Annotated in this window: 23 protein-coding genes and 1 riboswitch; of the genes, 14 read left to right on the plus strand and 9 right to left on the minus strand. The window is 68.0% G+C overall.

Annotated elements, in window-relative coordinates; all coding sequences use genetic code 11:
* The first annotated feature begins 296 nt into the window (after nt 1-296).
* Complete coding sequence (locus tag HLA91_RS01355) at nt 297-2,504, plus strand: HNH endonuclease signature motif containing protein (protein WP_170273218.1); 2,208 nt, start codon at nt 297-299, stop codon at nt 2,502-2,504.
* Nucleotides 2,505-2,628: 124 nt separating this feature from the next.
* On the opposite strand, the gene amaB is transcribed toward HLA91_RS01355, so the two are convergent.
* Nucleotides 2,629-4,161 carry an L-piperidine-6-carboxylate dehydrogenase gene (gene amaB, locus HLA91_RS01360; protein WP_170273219.1) on the minus strand — a complete coding sequence of 511 codons (1,533 nt, stop codon included), beginning with the start codon at nt 4,159-4,161 and terminating at the stop codon, nt 2,629-2,631.
* A 51-nt stretch (nt 4,162-4,212) separates the two neighbouring features.
* Nucleotides 4,213-5,370, minus strand: coding sequence for an NAD(P)/FAD-dependent oxidoreductase (locus HLA91_RS01365; protein ID WP_170273220.1), 1,158 nt, complete (start codon nt 5,368-5,370; stop codon nt 4,213-4,215).
* Between the two features lie 243 nt (nt 5,371-5,613).
* Here HLA91_RS01365 and HLA91_RS01370 point away from each other — a divergent pair, with 243 nt between their 5' ends.
* Nucleotides 5,614-6,504: a LysR family transcriptional regulator gene (locus tag HLA91_RS01370; protein WP_239557130.1), complete on the plus strand. Its 891-nt coding sequence runs from the start codon at nt 5,614-5,616 to the stop codon at nt 6,502-6,504.
* A gap of 4 nt (nt 6,505-6,508) precedes the next feature.
* Complete coding sequence (locus tag HLA91_RS01375; protein WP_170273221.1) at nt 6,509-7,108, plus strand: class I SAM-dependent DNA methyltransferase; 600 nt, start codon at nt 6,509-6,511, stop codon at nt 7,106-7,108.
* Between the two features lie 12 nt (nt 7,109-7,120).
* Here HLA91_RS01375 and HLA91_RS01380 read toward each other — a convergent pair whose 3' ends face one another.
* From HLA91_RS01380 to HLA91_RS01395, 4 genes are all read right to left on the minus strand, one after another.
* On the minus strand, nt 7,121-7,924 hold the full coding sequence (locus HLA91_RS01380; RefSeq protein ID WP_170273222.1) for an energy-coupling factor transporter transmembrane component T family protein: 804 nt from the start codon (nt 7,922-7,924) through the stop codon (nt 7,121-7,123).
* A complete protein-coding gene (locus tag HLA91_RS01385) occupies nt 7,921-9,405 on the minus strand; it encodes an ABC transporter ATP-binding protein (RefSeq protein WP_170273223.1) in 1,485 nt (494 codons plus the stop codon). The genes HLA91_RS01380 and HLA91_RS01385 overlap by 4 nt, the downstream gene beginning before the upstream one ends.
* Nucleotides 9,405-10,046, minus strand: coding sequence for an ECF transporter S component (locus tag HLA91_RS01390; protein ID WP_239557131.1), 642 nt, complete (start codon nt 10,044-10,046; stop codon nt 9,405-9,407). Before HLA91_RS01390 ends, HLA91_RS01385 begins: the two co-directional genes overlap by 1 nt.
* A gap of 29 nt (nt 10,047-10,075) precedes the next feature.
* Nucleotides 10,076-10,181, minus strand: a riboswitch (TPP riboswitch).
* On the minus strand, nt 10,182-10,721 hold the full coding sequence (locus HLA91_RS01395) for a DUF4916 domain-containing protein (RefSeq protein ID WP_170273224.1): 540 nt from the start codon (nt 10,719-10,721) through the stop codon (nt 10,182-10,184). It lies immediately after the preceding riboswitch.
* 100 nt (nt 10,722-10,821) lie between these two features.
* Here HLA91_RS01395 and HLA91_RS01400 point away from each other — a divergent pair, with 100 nt between their 5' ends.
* The 11 genes from HLA91_RS01400 (at nt 10,822) to proC (ending at nt 21,403) form a co-directional block, all read left to right on the plus strand.
* A complete protein-coding gene (locus HLA91_RS01400; protein ID WP_170273225.1) occupies nt 10,822-11,763 on the plus strand; it encodes a hypothetical protein in 942 nt (313 codons plus the stop codon).
* Between the two features lie 270 nt (nt 11,764-12,033).
* Nucleotides 12,034-13,530, plus strand: coding sequence for an MmgE/PrpD family protein (locus HLA91_RS01405; RefSeq protein WP_170273226.1), 1,497 nt, complete (start codon nt 12,034-12,036; stop codon nt 13,528-13,530).
* Nucleotides 13,530-14,435 (plus strand): methylisocitrate lyase, encoded by a 906-nt coding sequence (gene prpB / locus HLA91_RS01410; protein WP_170273227.1) that lies wholly within the window; start codon nt 13,530-13,532, stop codon nt 14,433-14,435. The genes HLA91_RS01405 and prpB overlap by 1 nt, the downstream gene beginning before the upstream one ends.
* Nucleotides 14,432-15,556, plus strand: a complete 1,125-nt coding sequence (locus tag HLA91_RS01415) for a bifunctional 2-methylcitrate synthase/citrate synthase (RefSeq protein ID WP_170273228.1) — start codon at nt 14,432-14,434, stop codon at nt 15,554-15,556. Before prpB ends, HLA91_RS01415 begins: the two co-directional genes overlap by 4 nt.
* A 1-nt stretch (nt 15,557) precedes the next feature.
* Nucleotides 15,558-16,349, plus strand: coding sequence for an enoyl-CoA hydratase/isomerase family protein (locus HLA91_RS01420; RefSeq protein WP_170273229.1), 792 nt, complete (start codon nt 15,558-15,560; stop codon nt 16,347-16,349).
* A gap of 120 nt (nt 16,350-16,469) precedes the next feature.
* Nucleotides 16,470-16,844, plus strand: a complete 375-nt coding sequence (locus tag HLA91_RS01425; RefSeq protein ID WP_102161342.1) for a GntR family transcriptional regulator — start codon at nt 16,470-16,472, stop codon at nt 16,842-16,844.
* On the plus strand, nt 16,841-17,764 hold the full coding sequence (locus HLA91_RS01430) for an ABC transporter ATP-binding protein (RefSeq protein ID WP_170273230.1): 924 nt from the start codon (nt 16,841-16,843) through the stop codon (nt 17,762-17,764). Before HLA91_RS01425 ends, HLA91_RS01430 begins: the two co-directional genes overlap by 4 nt.
* Nucleotides 17,761-18,456, plus strand: coding sequence for a hypothetical protein (locus tag HLA91_RS01435; RefSeq protein ID WP_170273231.1), 696 nt, complete (start codon nt 17,761-17,763; stop codon nt 18,454-18,456). Before HLA91_RS01430 ends, HLA91_RS01435 begins: the two co-directional genes overlap by 4 nt.
* Before the next feature lie 179 nt (nt 18,457-18,635).
* Nucleotides 18,636-19,613, plus strand: a complete 978-nt coding sequence (locus tag HLA91_RS01440; protein ID WP_170273232.1) for a Ppx/GppA phosphatase family protein — start codon at nt 18,636-18,638, stop codon at nt 19,611-19,613.
* A 22-nt stretch (nt 19,614-19,635) separates the two neighbouring features.
* The gene (locus HLA91_RS01445; protein ID WP_170273233.1) at nt 19,636-20,565 is read left to right on the plus strand and encodes a TIM barrel protein; all 930 of its coding nucleotides are present in this window, start codon (nt 19,636-19,638) and stop codon (nt 20,563-20,565) included.
* Between the two features lie 22 nt (nt 20,566-20,587).
* Complete coding sequence (gene proC, locus HLA91_RS01450; protein ID WP_170273234.1) at nt 20,588-21,403, plus strand: pyrroline-5-carboxylate reductase; 816 nt, start codon at nt 20,588-20,590, stop codon at nt 21,401-21,403.
* A gap of 43 nt (nt 21,404-21,446) precedes the next feature.
* Here the strand turns inward: proC and HLA91_RS01455 are convergent, their stop codons facing one another.
* The 3 genes from HLA91_RS01455 to HLA91_RS13725 form a co-directional block, all read right to left on the minus strand.
* Nucleotides 21,447-23,117: a SulP family inorganic anion transporter gene (locus HLA91_RS01455; RefSeq protein WP_170273235.1), complete on the minus strand. Its 1,671-nt coding sequence runs from the start codon at nt 23,115-23,117 to the stop codon at nt 21,447-21,449.
* 148 nt (nt 23,118-23,265) lie between these two features.
* A complete protein-coding gene (locus HLA91_RS01460; RefSeq protein WP_239557132.1) occupies nt 23,266-23,943 on the minus strand; it encodes a potassium channel family protein in 678 nt (225 codons plus the stop codon).
* Entirely contained in the window at nt 23,936-25,339 is a 1,404-nt protein-coding gene (locus HLA91_RS13725) for a TrkH family potassium uptake protein (protein WP_338076806.1), read from the minus strand. Before HLA91_RS13725 ends, HLA91_RS01460 begins: the two co-directional genes overlap by 8 nt.
* Nucleotides 25,340-25,364: the final 25 nt, after the last annotated feature.

Genomic DNA, 25,364 nt, shown 5'->3' on the forward strand with positions numbered 1-25,364 from the left:
TCAGTGCCCTCGCCTAGTGTGGGAAGCAGATCGGAAGCCGGTTGTTTCCGGCTGTCGACAACAGGGGAAATACACCTAGACATCACACTTAAGCACGATTATAATCGAACGAAAGAGGTGCTCTTCACCTCTTGATCGTCCACGAGGAGGTGGCGGCAATGAGAACTCGGACTCCCGATCCTGAGGAAAAAGAGCCATTGATCGAGGCCGCCCTCCGTTCGCACATCAGCCGCCCGCGGTACAGAGGAGTTCTGCCCGGCCGGGCTGCCACGGGGCGCAGAAGTCACGGCGAGGCTGTGCGCGGAGACCTCGATGACCGGCTCAACCGGCTGCACGCCAGCCGCGTCGCCCAAGGACTGCTCAAAGTGCACGAGTTCGAGGACGTGCTCGCGAGCTACAGCGCGCGCCTGGACCGTGAGCCTGAGTACCGCGAGCTCGCCGCCACCGTAGACACGTGGATCAAGTACCGGCCAGCGCGATTCCGGCACGTGCGACCGGCTTCTACGTCCTCAGAGACGATCGAGTGGACGGTCCCCTGCACCGAAGAACAGCTCATGGAGTTCATGCGAGGCCACCAGGGGATGGAAGATACAGACGTCGAGACCTTGAAGTCAGGCAACGAGGCGATGGATCACGTCACCTTCGTCATCGATCCCTCCGCAATGCATCGCATCGAGGCGGACCTCAGCTGGGATCGCGGACTGCCCGACCTCAGCGATACCGACAGCATCCACAGCACGCTGATCCACCAGAACCTCGACATCCGCCCCCGCCGCAAAGGCAAGCTGCGACCGCGTACGATCATCGGCCACAGCGCCCACGGACGCTTCTCACGCCTCGGCGCTGTCAGTGCGGATGACCGCACGCGCGGCAAGAAGAAGGCGAAGAACCAGTTCCGCCCGATCGCCGACGGGGTCAAAGCGCAGGTCGCAGAGAGCATGGCCGCCACACTCGCCCAGGTTGAGGACACCTTCACAAGTGAGCTGCTCCTCGGCCTCACCGAAGTGTATGACTGCACCACGCAATCGGCCGTGACCAAGGTCAAGCGCGCGGCACGCGCCATCCTCGGCACACCCCGGTTGCTGTCGATGGTGCGCGCAGGTGAGCTCTCCTTCGATCGTCTGGAATATGCAGTGCGTGCTGCATGCAAGCTGCCGGCGCGCAAGATGCCGATCTTCGACGACAAGATCTCCCAATGCCGGGCGACGAAGATGGTCTACTTCCGCCGCGCAGTCAACGAGCTGATCGCCGCGCTCATGACCGATGATGAGCGCAACGAGGAAGCCTTCTCCAGACGCCGCGTCGTCACACACCACAACGCCAACGGCACCAGCGAGATGACGCTCATCGGCCCCACACACTCTCTCGTGCTCCTGGAAGCGCGTCTCGCAGGCATGGCCAAAGCGATCCGGCGCGGCCAGCTCTCAGTCTTCGGCGAAGAACTGCCAGAAGGGCACGTCTCGGTCGAGGAGCGCACACTCGAGCAGCTAAAATTCGACCTGCTGGCCGGCGCGATTCTCGCCACCGAGTCCGAATGCGCCCCGGCTGACGAAGCAGGCGCGGAGTCCATCCCCGGTGTCGAATCAGACCGCACGCGCGTGCGCTTCACCTGCCCAACCGACACCGAATGGCTGCGCCGCCAGGCGCGCGTGAACATCACCGTGCCGATGATGACGATGCTGAACGAGGACGCCGATATCCCCGGCACGCTCAACGGCATCCCCATCAATCCCGAGGCCGCACGCCACATCGTCGGGTCCGGGCCGAAGACCGTCTATCGCATCCTCACCGACCCTGAAACCGGAAAGGTGCGCGACGCGCAGGCGCAGACCTACGCCATTCCCGAGGCGATGCGCATCGCTTTGGTGGAGAAGTGGCAGTACTGCACCGCGCCAGGTTGCCACCAACCAGCGCGCAAGGCTGAACTCGATCACCAGCGGCCTTTCGACCACAGGCACCCGGCAGCCGGTGGGCTCACGACGATGAAGAACCTGCACCCGCTGTGCAAGATGCACCACCAGCTCAAGACACAGGGCGTGCTGCGCCTCTCATCCTGCGGAAACACCGAGATGATCTGCTGGGAGATGGAGGGCCGCACATGCGATCCGGTGACCATTCCCGAAAGCCTGCTCGGAGTCCTCAACGCTGAGCACTTCGCCGCTATGGCTGAAGGGCGGCTGCCCAATCCCAGCCCGGAACCGGTTCTGCGAATACCGGATCGCTCCGGCGGAGACGATGACCCAGACGATTCCGCCGGATCAACCACCGCGCGGACACACCGACCTGCTGATTCCACACCAGCAGCTGAGTCAGAGCGCCCACCGCGCCCTTCACGCCCCAAGCGGCCGGTGAAGTCGGAGAATCCAAGTGACCCGGCGGAGACAGCCCCGCAGCCGGCGCCAGGTTCCGAGCGAAAGCCACAGCAGCCGCGGAACGTCGTCGACTACGTCAAGGGTGAACCGATCGGCGGCTGGGAGAACTCGATTGACCCACCGCCGTTCTGATCGATTCCCACCACCCGGATACGTTCATCGCCCCGGTCCGAACTCAATGCTCGAACCGGGGCGATGACAGCGGTGATCAGCCCACCTGCAGCTGAAGCTAGCCGCTGATCAGGTCAGCTCCAGATCAGAGGAACTTCACTCCCTGGGCCAGCGGCAGCTCACCTGAGTAGTTGACGGTGTTCGTCGCTTGGCGCATGTACGCCTGCCACGAATCCGCGCCGGACTCGCGTCCGCCACCGGTCTCCTTCGTGCCACCGAAAGCACCGCCGATCTCAGCACCGGAGGTGCCGATGTTGACGTTGGCGATGCCGGTGTCCGAACCGGCGAGGAAGCGCTCGGCCTCAGCCTGATCCTGCGTGAAGATCGCTGACGACAGGCCCTGCGGCACAGCGTTGTTCAGCTCGATCGCATCGTCGAGATCCGTGTACTCCATGACGTAGAGGATCGGTGCGAACGTCTCCGCCTCGACGATCTCCGTCTGACCAGGCATCTTCACGACCGCCGGCTCGACGTAGTACGCATCCGGCGCGTCATCGGCGAGCACGCGGCCGCCGCCGCACAGCACCTCGCCGCCCTGAGCCTTCGCGGCCTCAAGCGCCGACTGCATGTCATCGAAGGCCTTCTTGCCGATGAGCGGCCCGACGAGCACACCATCCTCCGTCGGCGCACCGATGCTGAGCGTGCCGTAGGCGTCGACAATCTTGCCGACGAGCTCGTCGACGATATCGGCGTGCACGATGAGGCGGCGCAGCGTCGTGCAGCGCTGACCGGCCGTACCGGCAGCAGCGAACACGGCGCCGCGCAGCGACAGGTCCATGTCCGCGCTCGGGGCGACGATCGCAGCATTGTTGCCGCCGAGCTCCAGCAGCAGACGGCCGAAGCGCTGCTGCACCTTCGGGCCGACAGCCCGGCCCATCGGCACCGAACCGGTCGCCGAGAGCAGCGCGACGCGCTCATCCTCGACGAGCACCTCGCCCACAGACCGATCGCCGACGAGCAGCAGATTGAGGTTCTCTGGTGCGCCCTCTTCCTTCGCGGCCTGCGCCAGCAGCGCATTCGCGCCCAGGGCCGACAGCGTCGATGCCTCCGAGGGCTTCCAGATCACCGTGTCACCGCAGGCGATCGCCAGCGCGGTGTTCCACGCATACGGGGCAACCGGGAAGTTGAACGCCGTGATGATGCCGACGACACCGAGCGGATGCCAGGTCTCCATGAGCCGGTGGCCCGGGCGCTCACTCGGCATCGTCTTGCCGTACATCTGCCGCGACTGGCCGACGGCCAGCTCACAGATGTCGATCATCTCCTGCACCTCGCCGGCCGCCTCGGACGGGGTCTTGCCGGCCTCGACGGTGACGAGCTTGGCCAGCTCGTCCTTGTGCTCTTCGAGCAGGCGGCCCCAGCGCTGCACCACCTTGCCGCGCACGGGAGCCGGCACGTCCTTCCACTGGCGGAACGCCTGCTGGGACTTGGCCACCGCCTCGGCGGCGGATTCCGGGGTGTCGACGGCGATGTGGCCGAGGATCTGGCCGGTGATGGGGGAGGGCAGCGGCATCGACTGCGCCGACCCCTCGGTCAGCAGCGAATCGAAGTCGATGCCGCAGGCTGCCAGTCCTTCGCGGGTGAGCTGGATGATGGCGTCCTGGCTGGGAAAGGTCATGGATGCTCCTTCTCTTGTGGGGGTGTCTTCAGTGTGTCGCAGATCGCTGGCTTATACGACGTTCATCTCGACGCGCAGCTCCTTGCGGTCGAACCGCTCGACGCTCAGGCCGCTGACGTCGACGAACGGTTCGCGGCCGAGGTAGAGGTCGCGCACGACCTCGCCGACGGCCGGGCCCTGCAGGAACCCGTGGCCGGAGAACCCGGTCGCGTAGATGAATCCGGGCAGCTGGGCGGCGGTGCCGATGAGCGCGTTGTGATCGGGGGTGCACTCGTACAGGCCGGCCCAGCCCTTGCCGATTCCGACGTCGCCGAGGGCCGGCGCGCGGTGCTCGATGAGCTCGGCGAGCCGGTCGAGCCAGGCGGGGTCGGTGTGCAGATTGAAGTCGCGGACGTCGTCGACCTCCGGGGCGCCCATGAGCAGTCCGCGGCACTCGGAGTGGAAGTAGAACGAGGTGGTGAAGTCGATGGTGAACGGCAGCTTCGTTGCATCGAAGTCGACCGGCTCGGTCACCGCGACGTGCCGGCGCAGCGGGGTGACCGGCAGATCGACGCCGGCCATCTCGCCGATCCGCTGCGACCATGCGCCGGCGGCGCACACCACGTGCGAGGTGGCGATCTCGCCCTTCGACGTCGTCACCCCGTGGATCTCGTCGCCGGTGGTGACGATGTCGGTGACCTCGCAGTTCTGCACGAACGTCACCCCGCGCTTGCGCGCCGCGCACGCGAACCCGCTGACCGCCGCCTCGGGCGTGCAGTGGGCGTCCTCGGGGTTGAAGGCCGCTGCCACCAGGCCCGAGGTGGAGATCACCGGGGAGAGCTCGTGGGCTTCGGAGACGGTGAGCATCCGCGAGGACTGGCCGAGGGAGCGCTGCAGCTCGACGTTGCGCTCGAACGCTGCAGCATCAGCGTCGTTGTCGAGCAGGAACAGGTAGCCGCTGGTGACGAGATCGAGGTCGGTGTCGAAGTCGGTCTCGAACCGGCGGAATGTCTCCAGGCTGCGGGCGCCGAGCATGATGTTGGTCTCGTCGGAGAACTGAGTGCGCAGGCCGCCGGCGGCTTTGCACGTCGATCCGGAGCCGAGCTGGCCGCGTTCGATGACGACGATGTCCTCGACTCCCGCCTCGGCCAGGTAGTATGCGGCTGCCACGCCCATGATGCCGCCGCCGATGATGACGATCGAAGCACTCGGGGGCAGGGGAACAGTCATGATGAACCTCCTCCTCTTCAGGCCGGCGCGGCCTGCCGGGACCGTGTGGGTCCGCCAGTCTGCGCCGGGAGCACAGGCCCGACGACTGTGTCGGGTCTCACAACTGCGTGTGCTGTCATCTTCCGCCAGCCAACCGGCTCCAGGCAACGTCCTGACAGCGATGAACTGTGAATGCAGCGTTTAGTATTACTGAAAGGCGGCCGGTGCGGCCGATGGAGAATGTGGCAGAACGGGGGAGTGCCGATGGCGATGAACTGGACGCTCGTGCAGCTGCGCGCCTTCGTCGCCGTCGCCGAGCTCGGCACCATGAGCGCGGCCGCCCGCGCGCTCGGTTACACGCCCGGGGCGGTGAGCCAGCACATGGCGACCCTGCGCCGGGTCATCGGCGCCGATCTGCTCGTCGCCGCCGGTCGCGGCTTCACCCTCACCGAGGCCGGCCGCACCCTGCTCGAGCGTGCGCGGGCGGTCATCGCCGCTGAGGAGCAGGCCGCCGAGGCGGTGCGCGGTCAGGACTTCGGTCGCGTCGGCGCGGTGACCCTGGGGGTGTTCGGCTCGGCTTCGGTCGTCGCCTTCGCCGCCGCGGCCAGCCGGTTGACCGGCTCGGGCGTGCAGGCCCGTGAGATCGATGTCGAGCACATGCCCGAGGCGGTGCTCGCCGGCCGCATCGACGTCGGCATCGGCATCGATTATCCGGCCGCTCCGATTGCCCCGCAGCGCGGGTTGCGGGTCAAGCGCGTGCACAGCGAGGAGTTCTCCGTCGTCGCCCCTGCCGGGCAGGCGCCGTCGCATGAGGAGCTTGCCGGTGGCACGTGGATTCTGCCGCCGAGCCGGTCGCTGCAGGGCCGGGCGGTCCGCTTCGCGATCGCAGGCCTCGGGTTCGCCGCCCGCGAGACCCACATCATCACTGACACCTCCGTGGCCCTGGCGATGGTGCACTCAGGGCTCGGCTACACGCTCGGCACCCCGGTCATGATGGCGCTCGCCCCGGGCGGGCTGCAGCTGGTCGACGGCACCGAGGCAGGCGGCCGGCACATCGTCGTCATCAGCCGGGAGGAGCAGGCCGACCGGCCCGACATCACCGCCGTCACCGATGTGCTCACCGAGGTCTTCGCCTCGGGCGCGGGGATACGATGAGCCCATGAGCTACCAGCACCAGTGGGCGCAGATGATCGCCAAGGATCCCGAGCACTCGCACCGCTACGCCGAGCGCTGGCGCAGCCTCGCCGCCGCCGGCCACGACCTCGACGGCGAGGCCCGGCTCATCGACGCGATGGCCGAACGCGGAAGCCGCATCCTCGACGCCGGCTGCGGCACCGGCCGAGTCGGAGCATACCTGGCTGAGCGCGGCCACAGCATCGTCGGCATCGACCTCGACGAGGTGCTCATCAGCGAGGCGCGCGAGACCTGTCCGGCAGGCGAATGGCACGTCGGCGACCTCGCCGAGACCGGCCCCGAGCAGCTCGGCGACGGCTTCGACATCGCCGCCAGCGCCGGCAACGTCATGACCTTCCTCGACCCCGCCTCCCGCTCAGCCGTCATCGCCAACCTCGCCTCCGTGCTCGCCCCCGGCGGGCGGCTCATCACCGGTTTCGGCGCCGGCCGCGGCTACGACTTCGACGAATACGCCGACGACCTCACGCAGGCCGGCCTGCGCATCGAGCACCGCTTCGCGACCTGGACGCTGCAGCCGTTCGCAGCCGACAGCGACTTCCTCGTCTGCGTCTCCGTCCGGGCCTGAACACGGCGGGTGTCACGACCCGATCGTGAAGATGAAGTTCCAGGTCCCAGCCGCCACCGCCGCACCGATCGTGACGGCAGCGGCGATGATCGCACCGGCGACGAGGGCTCCGTCGCGGGGATGGAATGTCGAGCCCCGCGCCCACGTGCGGTTCTGCGCACCGAAGCCGCGGCCCTCCATCGCCATCGCCAGCCGGGTGCCGCGCCGGATCGCCTGCACGAGCAGTGCGAACGAGGTCTGGAAGAACCCGCCGATCCGGGCGAACACGTTCCCGCCGGCCACACCTCGGGCCCGGCGCGCCTGCGCAAGCGTCTGCCATTCGGCGATGAACAGGGTCACGAGCCGGGCGGCGGCGAGTGCCGCGAGCACGAAGGTCGCCGGCAGCCGCAGGTGCTGGATGAGGCTGTCGGCCAGGTCGGTCGGGTCGATCGTCGCGATGAGCATGACCGCCGGCAGCGCGAGCGCGAGCGCGCGCAGCGCCACCGCAGCACCCATCGTCAGCGAGTCGCTGGTGAGCAGCAGAGGGCCGGCATCGACGATGACGGTGCCGGTCTTCTGCGACAGCAGCGCGGTGCCCCAGCCGGCCATGAGCGCGGCCAGCGGCAGGAACCACAGCCGCTTGACGAGCACGGCCAGGTCGAGGCCGGTGAGCGGCAGCATGAGGATGACGAGTCCGAGCATGACCGCGGCGGAGACGACGTCGATGCTGAGCACGACCGCGATGGCGAGCACTGCACCGGCGGCGAGCTTGGCGACTGGATTGCAGCGCACGAGCGGGGTCTCCCGGACGACGGGGACGAGGAGGTAGGCGTTCATGCGCGCACCGCCTGTCCGCGGCCGAAGAGCATCCGCTCAGCGGCGATCGCCTGGAGGAACTCCGCATCATGGCTGACGGTCAGCAGCGCGGTCCCAGCATCGAGCAGCTCGCAGCTGAGCGCCGCGAGCTCCCGCCACGTGTTCGCATCCTGGCCGAAGGTCGGTTCGTCGATGATGAGCACCGGCGGGCGGGTCGCCATCATGCACGCCACCGACAGCCGCCGCTTCTCCCCACCGGAGAGCGTGTGCGGATGCGCATGCGCCAGCCGGGTCAGCCGCAGGCGTTCGAGCAGCTCGGCCACCCGCGCCTCGGTTTCGGCCTGGGCACAACCGGCCTGGCGCGGACCCAGCCGCAGCTCATCGGCGACCGTGGTCGTGAGGAACTGATGCTCCGGCTCCTGGAACACCGTGCCGATCCGGGCGACGAGGTCAGCCGCCGGCCACCGGTGCGGGTCGTCGCGGCGGGGCGCCCCGCGCCCGAGGTCGAGCAGCCGCGGCGTGGCCCGTACCCTCCCAGCACGGGCAGGCAGCAGGCCGCCGAGGGTGAGCGCGGTCGTCGACTTGCCAGCTCCGTTGTGCCCGACGAGTGCGAGCGCCTGGCCTTCGGCGAGGTCGACGCTGAGGTCACTGACGGCGACCGGGCCACGGCGGGAGCGGGCGACGGCGAGCTTCTCGGCCTCCAGCAGCACCGCACCCGCCGGCCGCGGGACGCGCGGCTGGGGGAGTGCGGCACCAGGCAGCCAGACCCCAGCGCCAGCCAGGGTGCCGCGCAACGCCGGGTCGTGCAGCACCGCATCGGGCGCACCGTCGGCGACCAGCCCGGACTCGCCGAGCACGATGATCCGGTCGACGTGATCGGCCCAGATGTCGACCCGGTGTTCGACGATGAGCAGGGTCGCACCAGAGGCGGCCTGCGCGTCGAGAACCGCCTGGCACACCTCGGGAACGGCGGCCGGATCGATGTTGGCCGTCGGCTCGTCGAGCACCATGAGCCCGGGAGCCATGGCGAGCACGCCGGCCAGAGCAAGGCGCTGCTTCTGCCCGCCGGACAGCGCCGACGTCGGATGATCCCACGGCAGATCGAGGCCGACGGTGGACAGCGCCTTGCGGGCGCGGGCGGGCATCGCGGCCGGGTCGACGCCGGTGTTCTCCATCCCGAAGCACACATCGTCGCCGAGCCGGGCGAGCACCACCTGCGCGTCCGGGTCCTGCAGGACGAGCCCGGTGGTGCCCGAGGTGGGATCCGGTGGGCGGCCGCCGACGAGCAGCTCGCCGGTCCGGTACCCGGACTCGGCCGGCAGGACTCCTGCGATCGCATGCAGCAGCGTCGACTTCCCAGCCCCTGAGGAGCCGAGCAGCAGGACGCGCTCACCGGCCTCGATGCGCAGGTCGATGTCGCTGACAGCGGCGCGCTTGCGCCCGGAGTGCCGCCAGCCGAAGCCGCGGGCGAGGACGTCGACGCCGCGGGTCGCGGCGGCCATCAGACTTCTCGCGCGCTGCGTCCGGACGCGAAGGCGCCCAGCGCACCGGTGCGGGCGATCGCCTTGAGCGCGAACCACGAGACGAGGCCGGCGAGCACCATGCCGGAGATGCCGGCGAAGGCGGTGTAGAGCGCCTTGTGCTCAAACGTCCAGGCGGCGTTGTAGAGGATGTTCTCGCCGATCGCCAGCGACAGCCCGGCACCCAGGCCGGCGAACAGCGTGGCGATGAAGGTGTAGCGGCGGTAGCGTAGCGAGGCGAAGATGATCTCAGCGCCGAAGCCCTGGATGAGCCCGGAGACGATGACCATGAGCCCGAAGTAGTTGCCCGGCACCGCCGAGACAATCGCAGCGAGCACCTCGACGTACAGCGCTGCACCGGGCTTGCGGATGATGAGCCCGCCGAGCACGCCGCCGAGCACCCACACGCCGGTCAGCAGTCCCTTCGTCGGCGGGTAGAGGGCCTGGAACGGGGCGCTGATCGTCTCCCAGGAGTTCGACCAGGCCCAGAACACGATGCCGATCGCGACGGCGAGCACGGAGGCGACGACAATGTCGACGACCCTCCAGCGCATCGTCGCCGGAACTCCGGCAGGCATGTTGTTGGGTTCGTGATGGGTGTGGCGGGTCTGGACGTCAGACATCGCAAATCCTCCTTCAATCAGGCAAGGAGGGGTGAAGAGACTCGACTTCCTCCGGCGGTATGAACCGCGTCAGGTTCGAGGGTCTGCAACTGTGCACTCTCAGCGCTCCTCATGAGCGCTCCCCTGTCGTCGCGTCTACGGTAGCAGACCCATGTACGCCAGGGCGGCTTTGACGATGTGCTCCTGTCCGTGGTTCATCTCCGCCACGATGTCCTCGCGCAGTGCTTCGTCCGGGGTCAGCCAGTCGAGGCTGAGCGCATCCTGGCGCGGTGTGCACTCACCCTGCACCGGCAGGATGTAGCACAGGGCGATCGCATGCTGGCGCGGATCGTGGAGCTTGGAGGCACCTTCGGTCGGGAAGTACTCGGCGACGTGGAACGGGTTGAGCGAGCTCGGCAGCGACGGAAACGCCAGCGGCCCGAGGTCCTTCTCGGCATGGCGCATGAGCGCCGCCCACAGGGTCTCGTGGAAGCGCACCCGCCCGCCGATCACCTCGCGCACGAGCGAGCCGTCATCGCCGGTGCGCAGCAGCAGCCCGACCTTCTCCGGCACACCGTGGTCGTCAAGCAGCACCGGCACCGCATTGATGTAGGCCATCGGCAGGCGTCTGCGCAGCCGGGCCAGCTCATCGGGTTCGAGCCAGTTCTCATCGAAAGCCAAAGCGGTGCGTGTCATAGTCCCATGGTTCCACACGGGCTCTGGTCAGGCCAGACTCCAGGCGCATGTCCGCAGGAGCGGGAAGCGTGAACCGCCGGGGCTGCGATAGGTTCGGGGCATGAGCGATGACATGAACGAGCAGCCCACCGGCGCCGACCAGCATCTCGCCGACGAGATCAGCGCCCACTACCACCCGATCGCCATGACCCTCTTCGGCCTCCTGGACGCCGAGGACCAGATCGACCAGCCCGAATCGCAGGCTGTCGACGCCGCCCAGATCGCCGAGGTGTCGGTCGTGGCCGCCGCGCTGCGGATCTGGCACTGGGTCGCCTCCGGTCCGAACGCGCAGCGCCCGGCCGCCGAGACCGGCGAGCTGAGCGGTGAGGAGCTCGCCGCTGTCGCCGAACTCGCCGGACTCGAAGAGGCCGGTGGCGCCAAGACGCTGGCTGAGCTGCCGCTGACCGAGCGGGCCTGGGCGACGCTGCTGCTGACCGGCATGCTCGAACAGGCCGGGTCTGAGTCGGTGACCGTCGGCCTGCCCGAGCTGTTCGGCCCCGTCGCCGAGGCGGTGGCTGCCGGCCGTGCGATCGAGCCCAGTGACGAGCAGGCCGGGGCGCTCGCCCGCTGGCTCAGCGTCTGGGCGCTCGCCGCGGCGAACCACTGGCAGCAGGTCAACACCCAGGTCACCGGCGCCGGTGACCTCGATATCCCGCTGTTCTCGACCCTGGCGATGTACCTCGGTGCCGGCGGGCGGGTGAGCCTGCCCGAATCCGAGCAGATCCACGCTGTGCTCGAGACCGACGAGCGGCTCAAGGCCCACACCGCCGAGTTCTTCCGGCTCCTCGGCTACGCCCCGGAGACGATCTCCGGGGAGAGCTTCGCCCATGTCGTGCTCGCCGGCACGTCTGAGACCCTGCTGCGGATCCTCGGCGACTGGCGCTCCGGCGGCGTGCTCATCGACGCCGGAGACAGCAAGCTCCGGGCGCATCCGGGAGCCCGGCTGTCGCTCATCACCCTCGTCTCGATCATCCAGGGCACCGGACAGCCGGCAGAGGACTGAACCGGCAGGGCATCAGCGCAGGCCAGCGGGCTGGCCGCGCAGCTGGGACGGGACCCGGTGAGCGAGGCCATATGTGCGCGTGGCATCCTAGAGAACGTACGGCGTTTGTGCTGCCCCTGCTCATGTTTTATCTTGATATCAAGATAAAGTGTGGCGTGGCGCTCAGCCCGCGCCGCTCATACAGTTGAATGCAGCCCGCGAACACCTCGGGCCCTGACGGTCAGCGTCGCCGACACCTCGGCTGCCGACGTCGAGATAAGGAGAATCTCCATGATCAACCATGAAGTCCGCACGTATAAGAGCTCGGAAAACCTCCCCCGCGAAGATCAGCTGGCCTGGAAGATCGCAGAAGTCGCATCCGATCCCGTCGCCGTCGAAGCCGACGTGACCGACATGGTCATCAACCGCATCATCGACAACGCCGCCGTCGCCGCCGCCTCGGTCCGCCGTGACGCACCGACCCACGCCCGCGAGCAGGCGCTGCCGCACAAGTCCAAGCCCGGCGCCACCGTGTTCGGCCAGCCGCTCGACGACACCGTCTCCCCGGAATGGGCCGCCTGGGCCAACGGCGTGGCCGTGCGCGAGCTCGACTTCCACGACACCTTCCTCGCCAAGGACTACTCGCACCCCGGTGACAACATCCCGGCCATCCTCGCTGTCGCCCAGCACCTCGGCATCGACGGCAAGGACCTCGTCAACGGCATCGCCACCGGCTACGAGATCCAGGTCGACCTCGTCAAGGGCATCTGCCTGCACGAGCACAAGATCGACCACGTCGCCCACCTCGGCCCCTCTGCCGCAGCCGGCATCGGTGCGATGCTGCACCTGCCGACCGAGGTGACCTTCCAGGCCGTGCAGCAGGCACTGCACGTCACCACCGCCACCCGCCAGTCCCGCAAGGGCGAGATCTCCTCGTGGAAGGCCCACGCACCGGCATTCGCCGCCAAGATGGCCGTCGAGGCCGTCGACCGCGCGATGCGCGGCGAAGGCGCCCCGAGCCCGATCTACGAAGGCGAGGACGGCTTCATCGCCTGGATCCTCTCCGGCCCCGAGGCCCGCTACACCGTGCCGCTGCCCGAGAAGGGCGAAGCCAAGCGCGCGATCCTCGACACCTACACCAAGGAGCACTCGGCTGAGTACCAGGCCCAGGCGCTCATCGACCTCGCCCGCAAGATGGGCAAGGAGATCGACGATCTGACCAAGATCAAGAAGATCGTCATCCACACCTCGCACCACACCCACAACGTCATCGGCACCGGCGCCAACGACCCTCAGAAGATGGACCCGAAGGCCTCCCGCGAGACGCTGGACCACTCGATCATGTACATCTTCGCCGTCGCCATGGAGGACCAGGGCTGGCACCACGAGGACTCCTACGCTCCCGAGCGCGCCGCCCGTCCCGAGACCGTCGCGCTGTGGCACAAGATCGAGACCACCGAAGATCCCGAGTGGACCCGCCGCTACCACTCGACCGACCCCGACGAGATGGCCTTCGGCGGCCGCGTTGAGATCGAGTTCGAGGACGGCTCGACGATGGTCGACGAGATCGCCGTCGCCGACGCCCACCCGAATGGTGCGCGCCCGTTCGTCCGCGAGGACTACGTCGAGAAGTTCCGCACCCTGGCCAAGGGCATCATCGCCGACGAGGAGCAGGACCGCTTCCTCGACCTCGTCCAGCGCCTGCCGGAGCTGTCTGCCGATGAGGTCCGCGAACTGTCCTTCGTCGTCGAGGGCCTCGAGCACACCGGATCGAAGGGAATCTTCTGATGCTCGGCGCCACAACACCAGCAGCTCAGCGCCGCAAGCGGTTCCGCGAACTGCTCGCCGGCAGCGAGATCGTCCAGTTCCCGGGCGCGATCAACCCGATCAACGCCCAGATCATCGAGCAGCTCGGCTTCGAAGGCGTCTACATCTCCGGCGGTGCGTTCTCCGCAGCGCAGGGCCTGCCCGACATCGGGCTCACGACGCTGACCGAGGTCGTCGCCCACGGCCGCAACATCTCGCGGGTGACGAACCTGCCGACCTTCATCGACGCCGACACCGGCTGGGGCGAGGCGATGAACGTCGCCCGCACCGTCCAGGAGTTCGAGGACGCAGGCCTGGCGGGCATGCACCTGGAGGACCAGGTCAACCCCAAGCGCTGCGGCCACCTCGACGGCAAGGAGGTCGTGAGCACCTCCGAGATGGTCAAGCGGATCTCCGCGGCCGTCAAGGGCCGCCGAGATGAGAACTTCGTCATCTGCGCCCGCACCGACGCCCGCGCCGGAGAGGGCCTTGATGCCGCGATCGACCGGGCGAAGGCCTACGCCGACGCCGGCGCGGACCTCATCTTCCCCGAGGCCATGCGGGACCTGTCAGAATTCGAGACCTTCGCCTCGGCGGTGGACGTCCCGATCCTGGCCAATATGACCGAATTCGGCAAGAGCGAACTGTTCACCACCGAACAGCTCGCCGGTGCCGGCGTGCGGCTCGTCATCTACCCGGTGACGACGCTGCGCATCGCGATGGGCGCCATCAAGCGCGGACTCGAGACGATCCGCGCCGAAGGCACCCAGGAAAGCATCGTCGAGGGCATGCAGACGCGTGCCGACCTGTACGAGACCATCGACTACGGTGCGTACAACGACTTCGATGCAGACATCTTCAACTTCTCACAGGAGGGTCACCAGTGACCGAGAACGACATCAAGAAGGGCCTGGCAGGCGTCGTCGTCGACACCACGGCTGTCTCCAAGGTCGTCCAGGAGACCAACTCGCTGACCTACCGCGGTTACCCCGTCCAGGAGCTGGCCGCCAACTGCACCTTCGAGGAGGTCGCCTACCTCATCTGGAACGGTGAGCTGCCGACCAAGGACCAGCTGGCCGAGTTCACCGAGCGTGAGCGCTCCCAGCGCCAGGTCGATGACAAGCTCGTCGACCTCATCCTCGGCCTGCCGAAGGACTGCCACCCGATGCACGTCGTGCAAACCGCCGTCGCCTACCTCGGCGCCGTCGACCCGGAGGCAGACGTCGAAGGCGAGGAGGCCAACCGCGCCAAGTCCGAGCGTCTCTACGCACAGCTGCCGACGATCGTCGCCATCGATCACCGCCGCCGCCACGGCCTCGACCCGGTCGCCCCGACGACCGACCTGTCCTACGCCGCGAACTTCTTCAAAATGGTCTTCGACGAAGTCCCGGCCGAAGAGGTCGTGCGCTGCTTCGACATCTCGATGATCCTCTACGCCGAGCACTCCTTCAACGCTTCGACGTTCACCGCCCGCGTCATCACCTCGACGACGTCCGACCTGTACTCGGCCGTCGCCGGTGCTGTCGGTGCACTCAAGGGACCGCTGCACGGCGGCGCCAACGAGGCCGTCATGGCGATGCTCGAAGAGGTCGGCACCGCCGACAAGGCCTCGGCATGGATCGACAACGCCCTGGCCAACAAGCAGAAGATCATGGGCTTCGGACACCGCGTCTACAAGAACGGCGACTCGCGCGTGCCCACCATGCGCGCCGCCTTCGAGGACATGGTCCAGGCCAAGGGAGCAGACGACCTGCTCGCCCTCTACAACGCCTTCGAAGAGGACTTCGTGTCCCGCAAGGGCATCTACCCCAACCTCGACTACCCGTCGGGACCGGCCTACCACCTCATGGGCTTCGACACCGAGCAGTTCACGCCGATCTTCGTGATGGCCCGCATCACCGGCTGGACTGCCCACATCATGGAGCAGCAGGCCAATAACGCACTCATCCGCCCGCTCTCGGCCTACAGCGGCGAAGAGCAGCGCGAAGTCCCGGCAGACCGCGGCTGACATGAGCGTGCTGGACCAGCTGCGCCGGCCCATCGAGAGCATCGAGGGTTTCGGCTTCACCGTCACCGGTGGAGTCGGGACCCTCGTCCTCGATCGGCCCGAGAAGCGCAACGCCCTCTCCCGCCGGATGTGGAAGGCCCTGCCGGGGATCCTTGCGGCCATCGATGCTGCTGAGGAGATCGACGTCCTCATCCTCACGGGTGCTGGCGGGCACTTCTCGGCAGGCTCCGACATCCATGACCTCAATGTGCCGTTGGCGGACTTCTGGGAGACGAACTCCGCGGCCGAGGCGGCACTCGCCTCGGTCTCGATTCCCACCATCGCCGCGATCGAGGGCAATTGTGTGGGCGGCGGCACCGAGCTTGCGGCTGCCTGCGATGTGCGGGTGGCAGCACCCGGCACCATCTACGGGGTGACAGCCGCGAAGCTCGGCCTCGTCTACCCGCCGGGGCCCACCAAGCGGCTGGCGGCGATCATCGGCGATGCATGGGCGAAGTACTTCCTGCTCACCGCCGAGATCATCGACTTCGACCAGGCCGTCAACCTCGGCTTCATCCACACCGTCTCCGACCACCCGCTGGAGACGGCCCGGGAGATCGCTGCGACGATCGCCAGCCGCTCGCCGCTGTCCCAGACCGGGGCCAAGCGAATCCTCTCAGGCGAGGTGCCCGACGTCTCTGACGGTTCGTGGCTGGCTGAGGCGTATGCCACCGAGATCGTCGAAGGGCAGGAAGCGTTCTTCGCCAAGCGCCGGCCCGACTTCTCGTTCACCCGCCAGGACTGGCAGGACTGACCCGCTCCCGAGGCGATTCTCCAGTCCCGGCCGACGCCCCCGCATCCGTGCGGGGGCGTTCTTGTATCTCCTCGCGTTGAATGGTCTACTAGTTGAGTAGCTAACCAATGAGGAAGATCGATGATCGAAGAAGGCCGCGCGCTGTTCCTGCAGATCGCAGAGAACATCGAGAACACCATCGTTGACGGCTCACTGGCTGAGGAGTCCCGGGCTCCGTCGACGAACGAGCTCGCCGCCTTCTACCGCGTCAACCCGGCCACCGCCGCCAAAGGGCTGACGGTGCTCGCCGACAAGGGCCTGCTGACCAAAAAGCGGGGGATCGGCATGTTCGTCACCGCCGGCGCCCGCGAGAAGCTGCGGGCCGAACGCCGCGCAGTCTTCGCCGAGCGCTACGTTGAGCCGCTGATGGTCGAAGCCGCCACCATCGGGCTCAACGCCGGTGAGGTCATCGCCATGGTCAAGGACCGCGCAACGTCGGTCGGAGCCCAGGCATGAACCCCGTCGTCAGCGTCCGCGACCTCGTCAAGACCTACCCGTCGGGCAATGCGCTCGACGGCGTGAGCTTCGACCTGGAACCCGGCGCCATCTACGGCTTCCTCGGCCGCAACGGCGCCGGCAAGTCGACGACCATGGCGATCCTCACCGGCCAGCTCTTCGCCACCTCGGGCACAGTGCGCGTCTTCTGCGAGAACCCCTATGAGAACCCGCGCGTGCTCGGCCGGATGTGCTTCGTGCGCGAGAACCAGAAGTACCCCGAATCGATGACCGCCGCCCAGGCGCTGCGCGCAGCCAGCCTCTTCTACCCCGGCTGGGACCACGACTTCGCCGAGCGCCTCGTGGCCGACTTCCGGCTGCCGCTGAAAACGAAGGTCAAGAAGCTCTCGCGCGGCCAGCTCTCGGCTGTCGGCGTCATCATCGGGCTGTGCTCGCGGGCCGAGATCACCTTCTTCGACGAGCCCTACCTCGGACTCGACGCCGTGGCGCGGCGGATCTTCTACGACCGCCTCATCGCCGACTACGCCGAGCACCCCCGCACGATCCTCATGTCCTCGCACCTCATCGACGAGATCGCCAACCTCATCGAGCGCGTCCTCGTCATCGATGCCGGCCGCATCATCATGGACGAGACCGTCGAAGAGGCCACCTCGGCCGTCACACGCGCCTCAGGACCCACCGCCGCACTCGACCGGCTCGCCCGCGGCCACCGGGTGCTCCAGCGCAGGACCATGGGCAGTGCCGGCGCGCTCGTCTTCCACGGCATTCCCAATGAGTCCGAGTCGGACATGGCCGCCCAGTCCGGCGTGCGCCTCGAACCAGTCGGGCTGCAGGAGTCGATCGTCCACCGCACTGCGGCCGCCGCCACGGCGACCGGCCCCGAGCTGACCCCCTCCAGCATGGAAGGAGCGCTGTCATGAGCCAGACCGAGCGCATCGTCAATGTCATCCGCCTGCAGTTCGTCAACCGGCAGCCGTTCCTGTGGGTGCCGCTCATGGTCTTCGGCTTCGCCATTGCGCTGTCCCTCGTCATCTACGCGATCATCCCCGAATCCGGGCCCAAGTACGGCGGGGCGAGCCAAGCGCCGATGTGGTCGTTCCTCTTCGTCGGCGTGTCCGCGATGACCCTGACCTTCCCGTTCTCCCAATCGGTGGGCCTGGCCCGCTGGGAGTTCTACCTCGGCAGCCTGGCAGCGGCGGCTGTCACCTCCGCCGTGCTGGCCACGGCGCTCGTCATCCAGGGCGTCATCGAACAGGTCACCGACGGATACGGCATCAACGGCTTCGTCGCCTACCTGCCGTGGGTGTGGGAATCGGGCTGGTGGAGTGCGTGGCTGACGTTCTTCGTCTTCACGCTCATGGCCTTCGTCCTCGGCTTCTGGGGTGCGACCGTGTTCAAGCGGTGGGGGATGACGGTGCTCGTCGCCGTCCTCGGCAGCCTTGGTCTCGCTCTCGCCGCTGCGCTGCTCGTCATCTCCCGCCGCGAAGCCTGGGGTGAGGTCATCGCCTGGTTCGCCACCGCCGGCTCCCTGCAGCTGACCGGCTGGCTTGCGCTGCTGACCGCCGTCCTCGCCGGCCTGTCCTACCTCACCCTGCGCCGCGCGGTGCCCTGAGCATCCGCATCGACCCGGCCGCCCGCGCCGCCCACATCCGGGCCAGCGGGCGGCCGGCGGCACCGGTTCCGGCTCCGGTGCCCCGTGCCCGAGGCGGAACCCGCCTGCGCAGATGGGCAGGTCGCCTTGTGCGACGGACACCGGATGAGCCGAGGGCCATGTGACTGTAGGATGAACCCGTGCGCCTTGCAGTTCTCGATATCGGATCCAACAGCATCCACCTCCTCGTCGTGGATGCCCACGTCGGTGCCCCGCCGATGCCGGCCACCTCGCATAAAGAGGTGCTGCGCCTAGCCGAGCACCTCAAAGACGACGGATCGATCACCTCGTACGGCCAGCAGCGCCTCGTCGACTTCTGCAAGGAGTCGATCACCATCGCCGAAGAGCAGGGCTCCGAGCAGATCCTCGCCTTTGCCACCTCGGCGATCCGCAGCGCACCCAACGGCGATGAGACGATCGAACGGATCCACAGGGAATCCGGGCTCACCCTCAACGTCATGAGCGGGGAGGAGGAAGCCCGCATCACCTTCCTCGCCGCCCGCCGCTGGTTCGGCTGGTCAGCCGGCAACATCCTGCTCCTCGACATCGGCGGCGGCTCACTGGAGATCGCTGCCGGCACCGACGAATACCCCGACATCGCGCTCTCCCTGCCGCTGGGTGCTGGGCGCATGCACAGCCGGTTCCTCTCCGCCGACCAGCCCAGCGAGGACGACATCGCCGCCCTGCGCCACCTCGCGCGCAAGGAGATCGGCCGGATCGCCGGTGACGTCAACCGCGTCGGCAAGCCGGAGAAGATCGTCGGCTCGTCGAAGACCTTCCGGTCCCTGGCCCGCATCGCCGGTGCCGCGCCGAGCGGCGACGGCATCTATGTGCCGCGCAAGCTGCAGCGCAAGGACATGCCCGGCATCATCGACACGCTGCTCTCGCGCACTCCCGCACAGCGCGCCGAGCTGCCCGGCGTCTCCGCGGCCCGCTCCGGGCAGGTGCTCGCCGGCGCGATCGTCGCGGATGTCGCGTTCACGATCTTCGGCATCGAATCGATGAAGATCAGCCCCTGGGCGCTGCGCGAGGGCATCATCATGCGCAAGCTGGACCTGCTCGACTCCTCGGAGTCCGTGTCCATTCCGCGCGGCCGCCCGCTCGCCCTCGACCTGTAGGCCGCGTACTAGACTGTTCGGTGTGACACCGAGAGCATCGCGACCCCGACGGACGTTCCGCAAGGCGCTGACGACGCCGAACTCCGCGCGCGCGAACTCCCGCCGCCACCGCGAGTTCTTCGAACGCGTCCCGGTCTACGAGTTCGGCGTCAGACACGTCTCCGACCACCCGATCCGGCTGGGCCTGTCGACCTCCTCGGTCTATCCGATGACGGTCACCACCTGCTTCGACACCGCCGCCCGCCTCGGCTACGAGGGCGTCGAGATCATGATCACCAACAGCGCCGAGACCCAGGACGTCGACTTCATCCGCTCCGAAGTGCAGCGCACCGGCCTGCCCGTGCTCTCGCTGCACGCCCCGACCCTGCTGTTCATGCCGCGGGTGATGACGAGTGATCACTGGGAGAAGCTGCGCATCACCTGCCGGATCGCCGCCGAGGTCGGCGCCCGCTCAGTCGTCCTCCACCCGCCGTTCCGCTGGCAGGGCGACTACGCCCGCAACTTCGTCACCGGAGTGCGCGAGATCAGCGAGGAGACCGGCATCACCCTGGCCGTGGAGAACATGTACCCGTGGCGGGCCGGCATCCGCGAAGTCCAGGTCTACCTGCCCGACTGGAACCCGATCGGCTACGACTACGACGCCGTCACCTTCGACTTCTCACACGCCGCGACCGCCGGGATGAACGCACTCGAAGCGGTCCAGGAGCTGTTCGGCCGGCTCCACCACATCCACCTGACCGACGGGGTCGGATCGCTCAAGGACGAACACCTCGTGCCCGGTCGCGGCCACATGCCCGTCGCCGAGGTGCTGCAGTACCTGGCCAAGGAGAACTGGTCCGGCGACGTCGTCGTCGAGGTCAACACCCGCTTCACCACCAGCTCCCGCAAGCGCGAGGAGATGCTCATCGAATCGCTCGAGTTCGCCAAGCGCCACCTCGGCCTGCGCGACTGAACCGAACCGACAGGAGGACGTCATGACACTGGCATTCATCGGCACCGGATCGATGGGCACCGCCCTGCTGGCAGGAGTGATCGCCGGTGGCTGCGACCCGGCTGAGACCATCGCGACGACGAAGTCCGCCGACAGCGCCCGCAGGCTCGAACGCGAGCACGGGGTCCGCGCCCTGGCCCTTGATGACGATCCCGATGCCAATCGCAGCGCTGCCGCCGAGGCGGACTGCGTTCTCCTCGGCGTCAAACCGTGGATGGTCAAGGACACCGCCGCCGAGGTGGGTGCTGCGATGGCAGCCGACGCGATCCTCGTGTCGATGGCCGCAGGCGTCACCCTCGACCAGCTGGCAGCCGCCTCCGGGCGCGAGGCGGTGGTGCGGATCATGCCGAACACGCCCTGCCAGATCGGCTGCGGGGTCATCTCACTGTCCCCGGCTGAGGCGGTCAGCCCGGACAGGGTCGAGACCCTGCGGCAGCTGCTGTCGGGTGCCGGTGATGTCGTGCCCCTTGACGAAGACCTGATCCCGGCGATGACCGGGATCTCCGGTTCGGGAGTCGCCTACTTCTTCCTGCTCGCCGAGGAGATGGTCAAGGCCGGCGTGGCGATGGGACTCGACGAGGAGACCGCTGCCGGCATGGTGGTGCGCACCGCTGAGGGCGCCGGCCGGCTGCTGGCGAAGCACCCGGACCCTGAAGCGCTGCGCACCGCGGTGACGAGCACCGGCGGGACGACCCACGCGGCGATCACGACCTTCCAGGACGCCGGATTCACCGGCCTCGTCGAACGCGCGGCCCAGGCTGCCGGGCAGCGGGCCATCGAGATGGCCGACGAGTACTGAGCCGACGAGTACTGAGCCGGCGAGCACTGAGCCGGCGAGCCGGTCAGCCGGCGCGACCCTCCCGCTCGATGTGGCTGCGCGCGTGCGCGACTGCGGCATTGAGGTCGTCGAAGAGGTGCTTGGGGTGCCGCAGAGCCGCTGACAGCCCGCCGGTGCGGGCCAGCCGCTCATGGCGGGCCTGGATGCCCTTGACGAGCACCGTGATGCCGCGGCGCTCGAGTGTGGTGACGAGTTCGGTGATGACCCGAGCGCCGGTCGAGTCGAGCATCCGGATCTGCGACATCCGGAGGATGACGACCGAAACGTCCTCGATATCGGCCAGCTCGGTCAGCAGCCGGTCGCCGACACCGAAGAACAGCGCTCCGTCGAGCCGGAACAGGGCGATGCGTTCATCGCCGGGCTGCGCCGTGCCCGGCAGCTCCTCCCGCGTCGTCGTCGACTGCGCCGACAGGGTGCGCAGCGCGAAGAACGCGGTGGCGACGATGCCGATGCCGACCGCGATGATGAGATCGAAGGACACGGTGATGAGCGCGGTGAGCCAGAAGACGAGCGCATCGGCACGCGAGGCGCGGCACACCTCGGCGGCCACAGGCACATTCACCATCCGCACCGCCGTCAGCAGCAGCACCCCGGCCAGCGCGGCGAGCGGGATCTGGGAGACGAAGCGGGCGGCGAAGAGCACCACGCCGATGAGCACGAGGGCGTGGACGATGGCCGCCAGTCGCGTCTGTGCACCGGATCGGATGTTGACGGCCGTGCGCGCGATCGCACCGGTGGCTGGCATGCCGCCGAAGAACCCGGCGCCGATCGACGCCAGCCCTTGGCCGACGAGCTCCCGGTCGCCGTTGTAGTGCCCGACCGGGCTGAGTGTCGACGCGACGCGGGCCGAGAGCAGCGACTCGATCGCCGCCAGTGCTGCGACCGTGAGCGCCGGACCGGACAGGGCGGCGATGAGGTGAAGATCGAAGGCCGGCAGATGCGGCAGCGGCAGCGTCTCGGGCAGGGCGCCGATTCGCTCGAGCGGAGCATCGAGCCAGGCGGCGAGCAGCGCGGCAACGATGATCCCGATGATCGAGCCGGGCAGCTGCGGGTGGATGAGCGGGGCCAGCAGCATGATGCCGATGACAAGTCCCACGGTGCCCAGCGTCCAGCCGAGCTGCGGCCAGCTGGCCCCGGCAGCGGCCTGCACGGCATGGACGACGGCGTTGCGGGACTGCCCGGTGTCACTGCCGAGGGCAGCCGGGATCTGCTGGAAGAAGATGATCGTCGCAATCCCGAGCGTGAAGCCCTCGATGACGGGAAACGGGATGAACGCGACGCTACGGCCCAGCCGCAGCAGCCCGGCGAAAACGACGAGGACACCGGCCATGAGGGCGACGACCGGGATCGCGGCAGGACCGTGGGCAGCGGCGATCGGGGCGAGCACGACGACCATCGCACCGGTCGGCCCGGACACCTGCACATGCGAACCGCCGAAGACCGCGGCGATGAGACCGGCGACGATCGCCGTGACGAGGCCGGCCTCGGCGCTGAGCCCTGAGGAGATCGCGAATGCCAGTGCCAACGGCAGCGCGACGATGCCGACGGTGAGACCGGCGAGCAGATCCCGCCGCCACGTCTGCGGCAGCCGCCGGTAGTCCGCGGCATTGGGCAGCAGTGAGGCGCGCGGCAGCAGCGCGCGCAGGCGGCTGGGCTCAGGCGGCACAGGCACCATCACACCTCCGGCAGTCGACACGGGTCCCCACAGCGACCCGCTGGGGGCAGCGGCCCGCTGGGGGCCGAGCATCCTCATCCAAGCATGCCTGCGGCCGCGGCGGGGGCAGTGTCAGGAAGCTGAGACCGCCGGGCTCAGCGCGTGGGGTTCAGGGGCGGCCGGCGAAGCGGCCGAGCAGCTCGACGTGACCGGCGACGATGAGGACATCCTGGCTGCCGACGCGGGAGGACGGCTCCGCGTAGGTGAAGTCCCGGCCGGGGCTCTTGATGCCGACGACGGTGACGCCGTAGGTGTCGCGGATGCCGGATTCGGCGAGCGTGAAGCCCTGCACCTCCTTCGGCGGGCGCATCTTGACAACCGCGAAGTGGCCGTCGTCGAACTCGATGTAGTCGAGCATCTGCGAGGACACGAGGTGGGCCACGCGCGCTCCGGCCTCGGATTCGGGAAACAGCACATGCTCAGCGCCGATGCGGCGCAGGATCTTGCCGTGGGAGTTCGAGATCGCCTTCGCCCACACCTGGTCGATGCCGAGGTCGACGAGGTTGGCCGTCGAGAGCACACTTGCCTCGATTGAGGTGCCGATGCCGACGACCGCGGTCGAGAAGTCCTGGACACCCAGCTGGCGCAGCGCTTCGATGTTCGTCGCATCCGCCTCGACGACGTGGGTGAGCCGGCCGGACCACTCCTGGACCATCTCCGCATTTCGCTCGACAGCCATCACCTCGCGGCCGAGCCTGATGAGGTTCTCAGCCGTCGAAGCGCCGAAGCGGCCGAGGCCGATGACGAGGATCGCATCGTTCGCGGGTTTTCCCGACTGCTTAGCCAATGATCGGCCTCTCCTCCGGATAGCGGAACAGACGTTGCTGGTGTCTGGCGGACAGCGAGGCCGCCAAGGTAATCGTACCGAGCCGGCCGAGGAACATGAGAGCACTGAGGACGTACAGACCGGCATCAGGGGACTTCTCCGTCACCCCGGAGGACAGCCCGCAGGTGGCGAAGGCGGAGATGACATCGAAGATGACAGCGTCGAGCGGCAGCCGCGTGATGTGCAGCATCAGCAGGGTGCCGACGAAGACGAGAGCGGCGCCGGCGAGCGTGATCGAGATCGCCACGCGCACCGCTGCCGGGTCGATGCGCCGGTGGAAGACGGTGACGTCCCTGAGCCCGCGCGCCTCGGCGAGCGCGGCGAGGACGAGCACCGAGATCGTCGTGACCTTGATACCGCCGGCGGTCGAGGACGAGCCGCCGCCGATGAACATGAGGACGTCGATGAGCAGATGGCTGGTGCCGTACATCTGGGTGACGTCGATCGAGGCCATGCCCCCAGACCGCGGCATCGCAGCCATGAACAGGGTGTTGGTGATCGAATCGCCCAGGCTCAACCCGCCGATCGTCTTCTCGTTGCCGGATTCGAAGATGTACAGCAGCACGAAGGACACGAGCAGCAGCAGTCCGGTGGTCGCCAGCGTCAGCTTCGTGTGCAGGTCCCAGCCGCGCGGGCGATTCCACGTGATCGCGACCATGAGCACCACCGGGAAGCCGAGCGAGCCGATGAGCATCGAGACCATGAGCACCATGAGGATCCACGGATCGTCGGCGAAGTACTCGATGCCCCCGGTGTGCAGCGTGAACCCGGCGTTGTTGAAGGAGGTCACGGCATAGAACAGGCCGTGCCACAGCGCTTCGCCCAGCGTCTCGCCGCGGATGAGGAAGCGGGGGGTGAGCAGGGCCATGATGACAGCTTCGACGGCGAAGATCGTGATGAGCACTGCGCGCAGCAGCGTGCCGACCTGGCCGATCTGGAAGGTGTTCGTCGCCTGTGCGGCGATGAGCCGCTGACGCACGCCCAGCCGTTTCGACACCGCCATCCCGAGCAGCGACGCCAGTGTCAGGATGCCGAGGCCGCCGACCTGCATCGCCGCGACCATCACCCAGTGGCCGAACGTCGACCAGTACTCCTCGGTCACGACCGGGGTCAGGCCGGTGACGCAGACGGTGGACACAGCGACGAACAGGCTGTTGGCGAACGAGTAGTCGGACGTGTCGGCGTGGGCGACCGGCAGCGACAGCAGCACCGTGAAGATCGCGATCGCGATGACGAACGAGGCGATCGCCAGCCGTGCCGGCGAGGCCTCGGCGACCTCGTCGAGGACGTCGCGCAGCCGCCGCCCCGGGTGGAACACCCGGTCGGTGAAGGTCGTCTTCGGTCGCTGATGAGCCACAGCATCAGTGTAGCCGGGGGCGGCG

The organism is Brevibacterium luteolum (assembly GCF_013004595.1).
Taxonomy (GTDB): Bacteria; Actinomycetota; Actinomycetes; order Actinomycetales; family Brevibacteriaceae; genus Brevibacterium; species Brevibacterium luteolum.

Bases quoted from the DNA above. Each gene is read 5' to 3' on its own strand.
- amaB (WP_170273219.1), bottom strand. From the start codon at position 4,161: ATGACCTTTCCCAGCCAGGACGCCATCATCCAGCTCACCCGCGAAGGA.
- HLA91_RS01365 (WP_170273220.1), bottom strand. From the start codon at position 5,370: ATGACTGTTCCCCTGCCCCCGAGTGCTTCGATCGTCATCATCGGCGGC.
- HLA91_RS01370 (WP_239557130.1), top strand. From the start codon at position 5,614: ATGGCGATGAACTGGACGCTCGTGCAGCTGCGCGCCTTCGTCGCCGTC.
- HLA91_RS01375 (WP_170273221.1), top strand. From the start codon at position 6,509: ATGAGCTACCAGCACCAGTGGGCGCAGATGATCGCCAAGGATCCCGAG.
- HLA91_RS01380 (WP_170273222.1), bottom strand. From the start codon at position 7,924: ATGAACGCCTACCTCCTCGTCCCCGTCGTCCGGGAGACCCCGCTCGTG.
- HLA91_RS01385 (WP_170273223.1), bottom strand. From the start codon at position 9,405: ATGGCCGCCGCGACCCGCGGCGTCGACGTCCTCGCCCGCGGCTTCGGC.
- HLA91_RS01390 (WP_239557131.1), bottom strand. From the start codon at position 10,046: ATGTCTGACGTCCAGACCCGCCACACCCATCACGAACCCAACAACATG.
- HLA91_RS01395 (WP_170273224.1), bottom strand. From the start codon at position 10,721: ATGACACGCACCGCTTTGGCTTTCGATGAGAACTGGCTCGAACCCGAT.
- HLA91_RS01400 (WP_170273225.1), top strand. From the start codon at position 10,822: ATGAGCGATGACATGAACGAGCAGCCCACCGGCGCCGACCAGCATCTC.
- HLA91_RS01405 (WP_170273226.1), top strand. From the start codon at position 12,034: ATGATCAACCATGAAGTCCGCACGTATAAGAGCTCGGAAAACCTCCCC.
- prpB (WP_170273227.1), top strand. From the start codon at position 13,530: ATGCTCGGCGCCACAACACCAGCAGCTCAGCGCCGCAAGCGGTTCCGC.
- HLA91_RS01420 (WP_170273229.1), top strand. From the start codon at position 15,558: ATGAGCGTGCTGGACCAGCTGCGCCGGCCCATCGAGAGCATCGAGGGT.
- HLA91_RS01425 (WP_102161342.1), top strand. From the start codon at position 16,470: ATGATCGAAGAAGGCCGCGCGCTGTTCCTGCAGATCGCAGAGAACATC.
- HLA91_RS01430 (WP_170273230.1), top strand. From the start codon at position 16,841: ATGAACCCCGTCGTCAGCGTCCGCGACCTCGTCAAGACCTACCCGTCG.
- HLA91_RS01435 (WP_170273231.1), top strand. From the start codon at position 17,761: ATGAGCCAGACCGAGCGCATCGTCAATGTCATCCGCCTGCAGTTCGTC.
- proC (WP_170273234.1), top strand. From the start codon at position 20,588: ATGACACTGGCATTCATCGGCACCGGATCGATGGGCACCGCCCTGCTG.
- HLA91_RS01455 (WP_170273235.1), bottom strand. From the start codon at position 23,117: ATGGTGCCTGTGCCGCCTGAGCCCAGCCGCCTGCGCGCGCTGCTGCCG.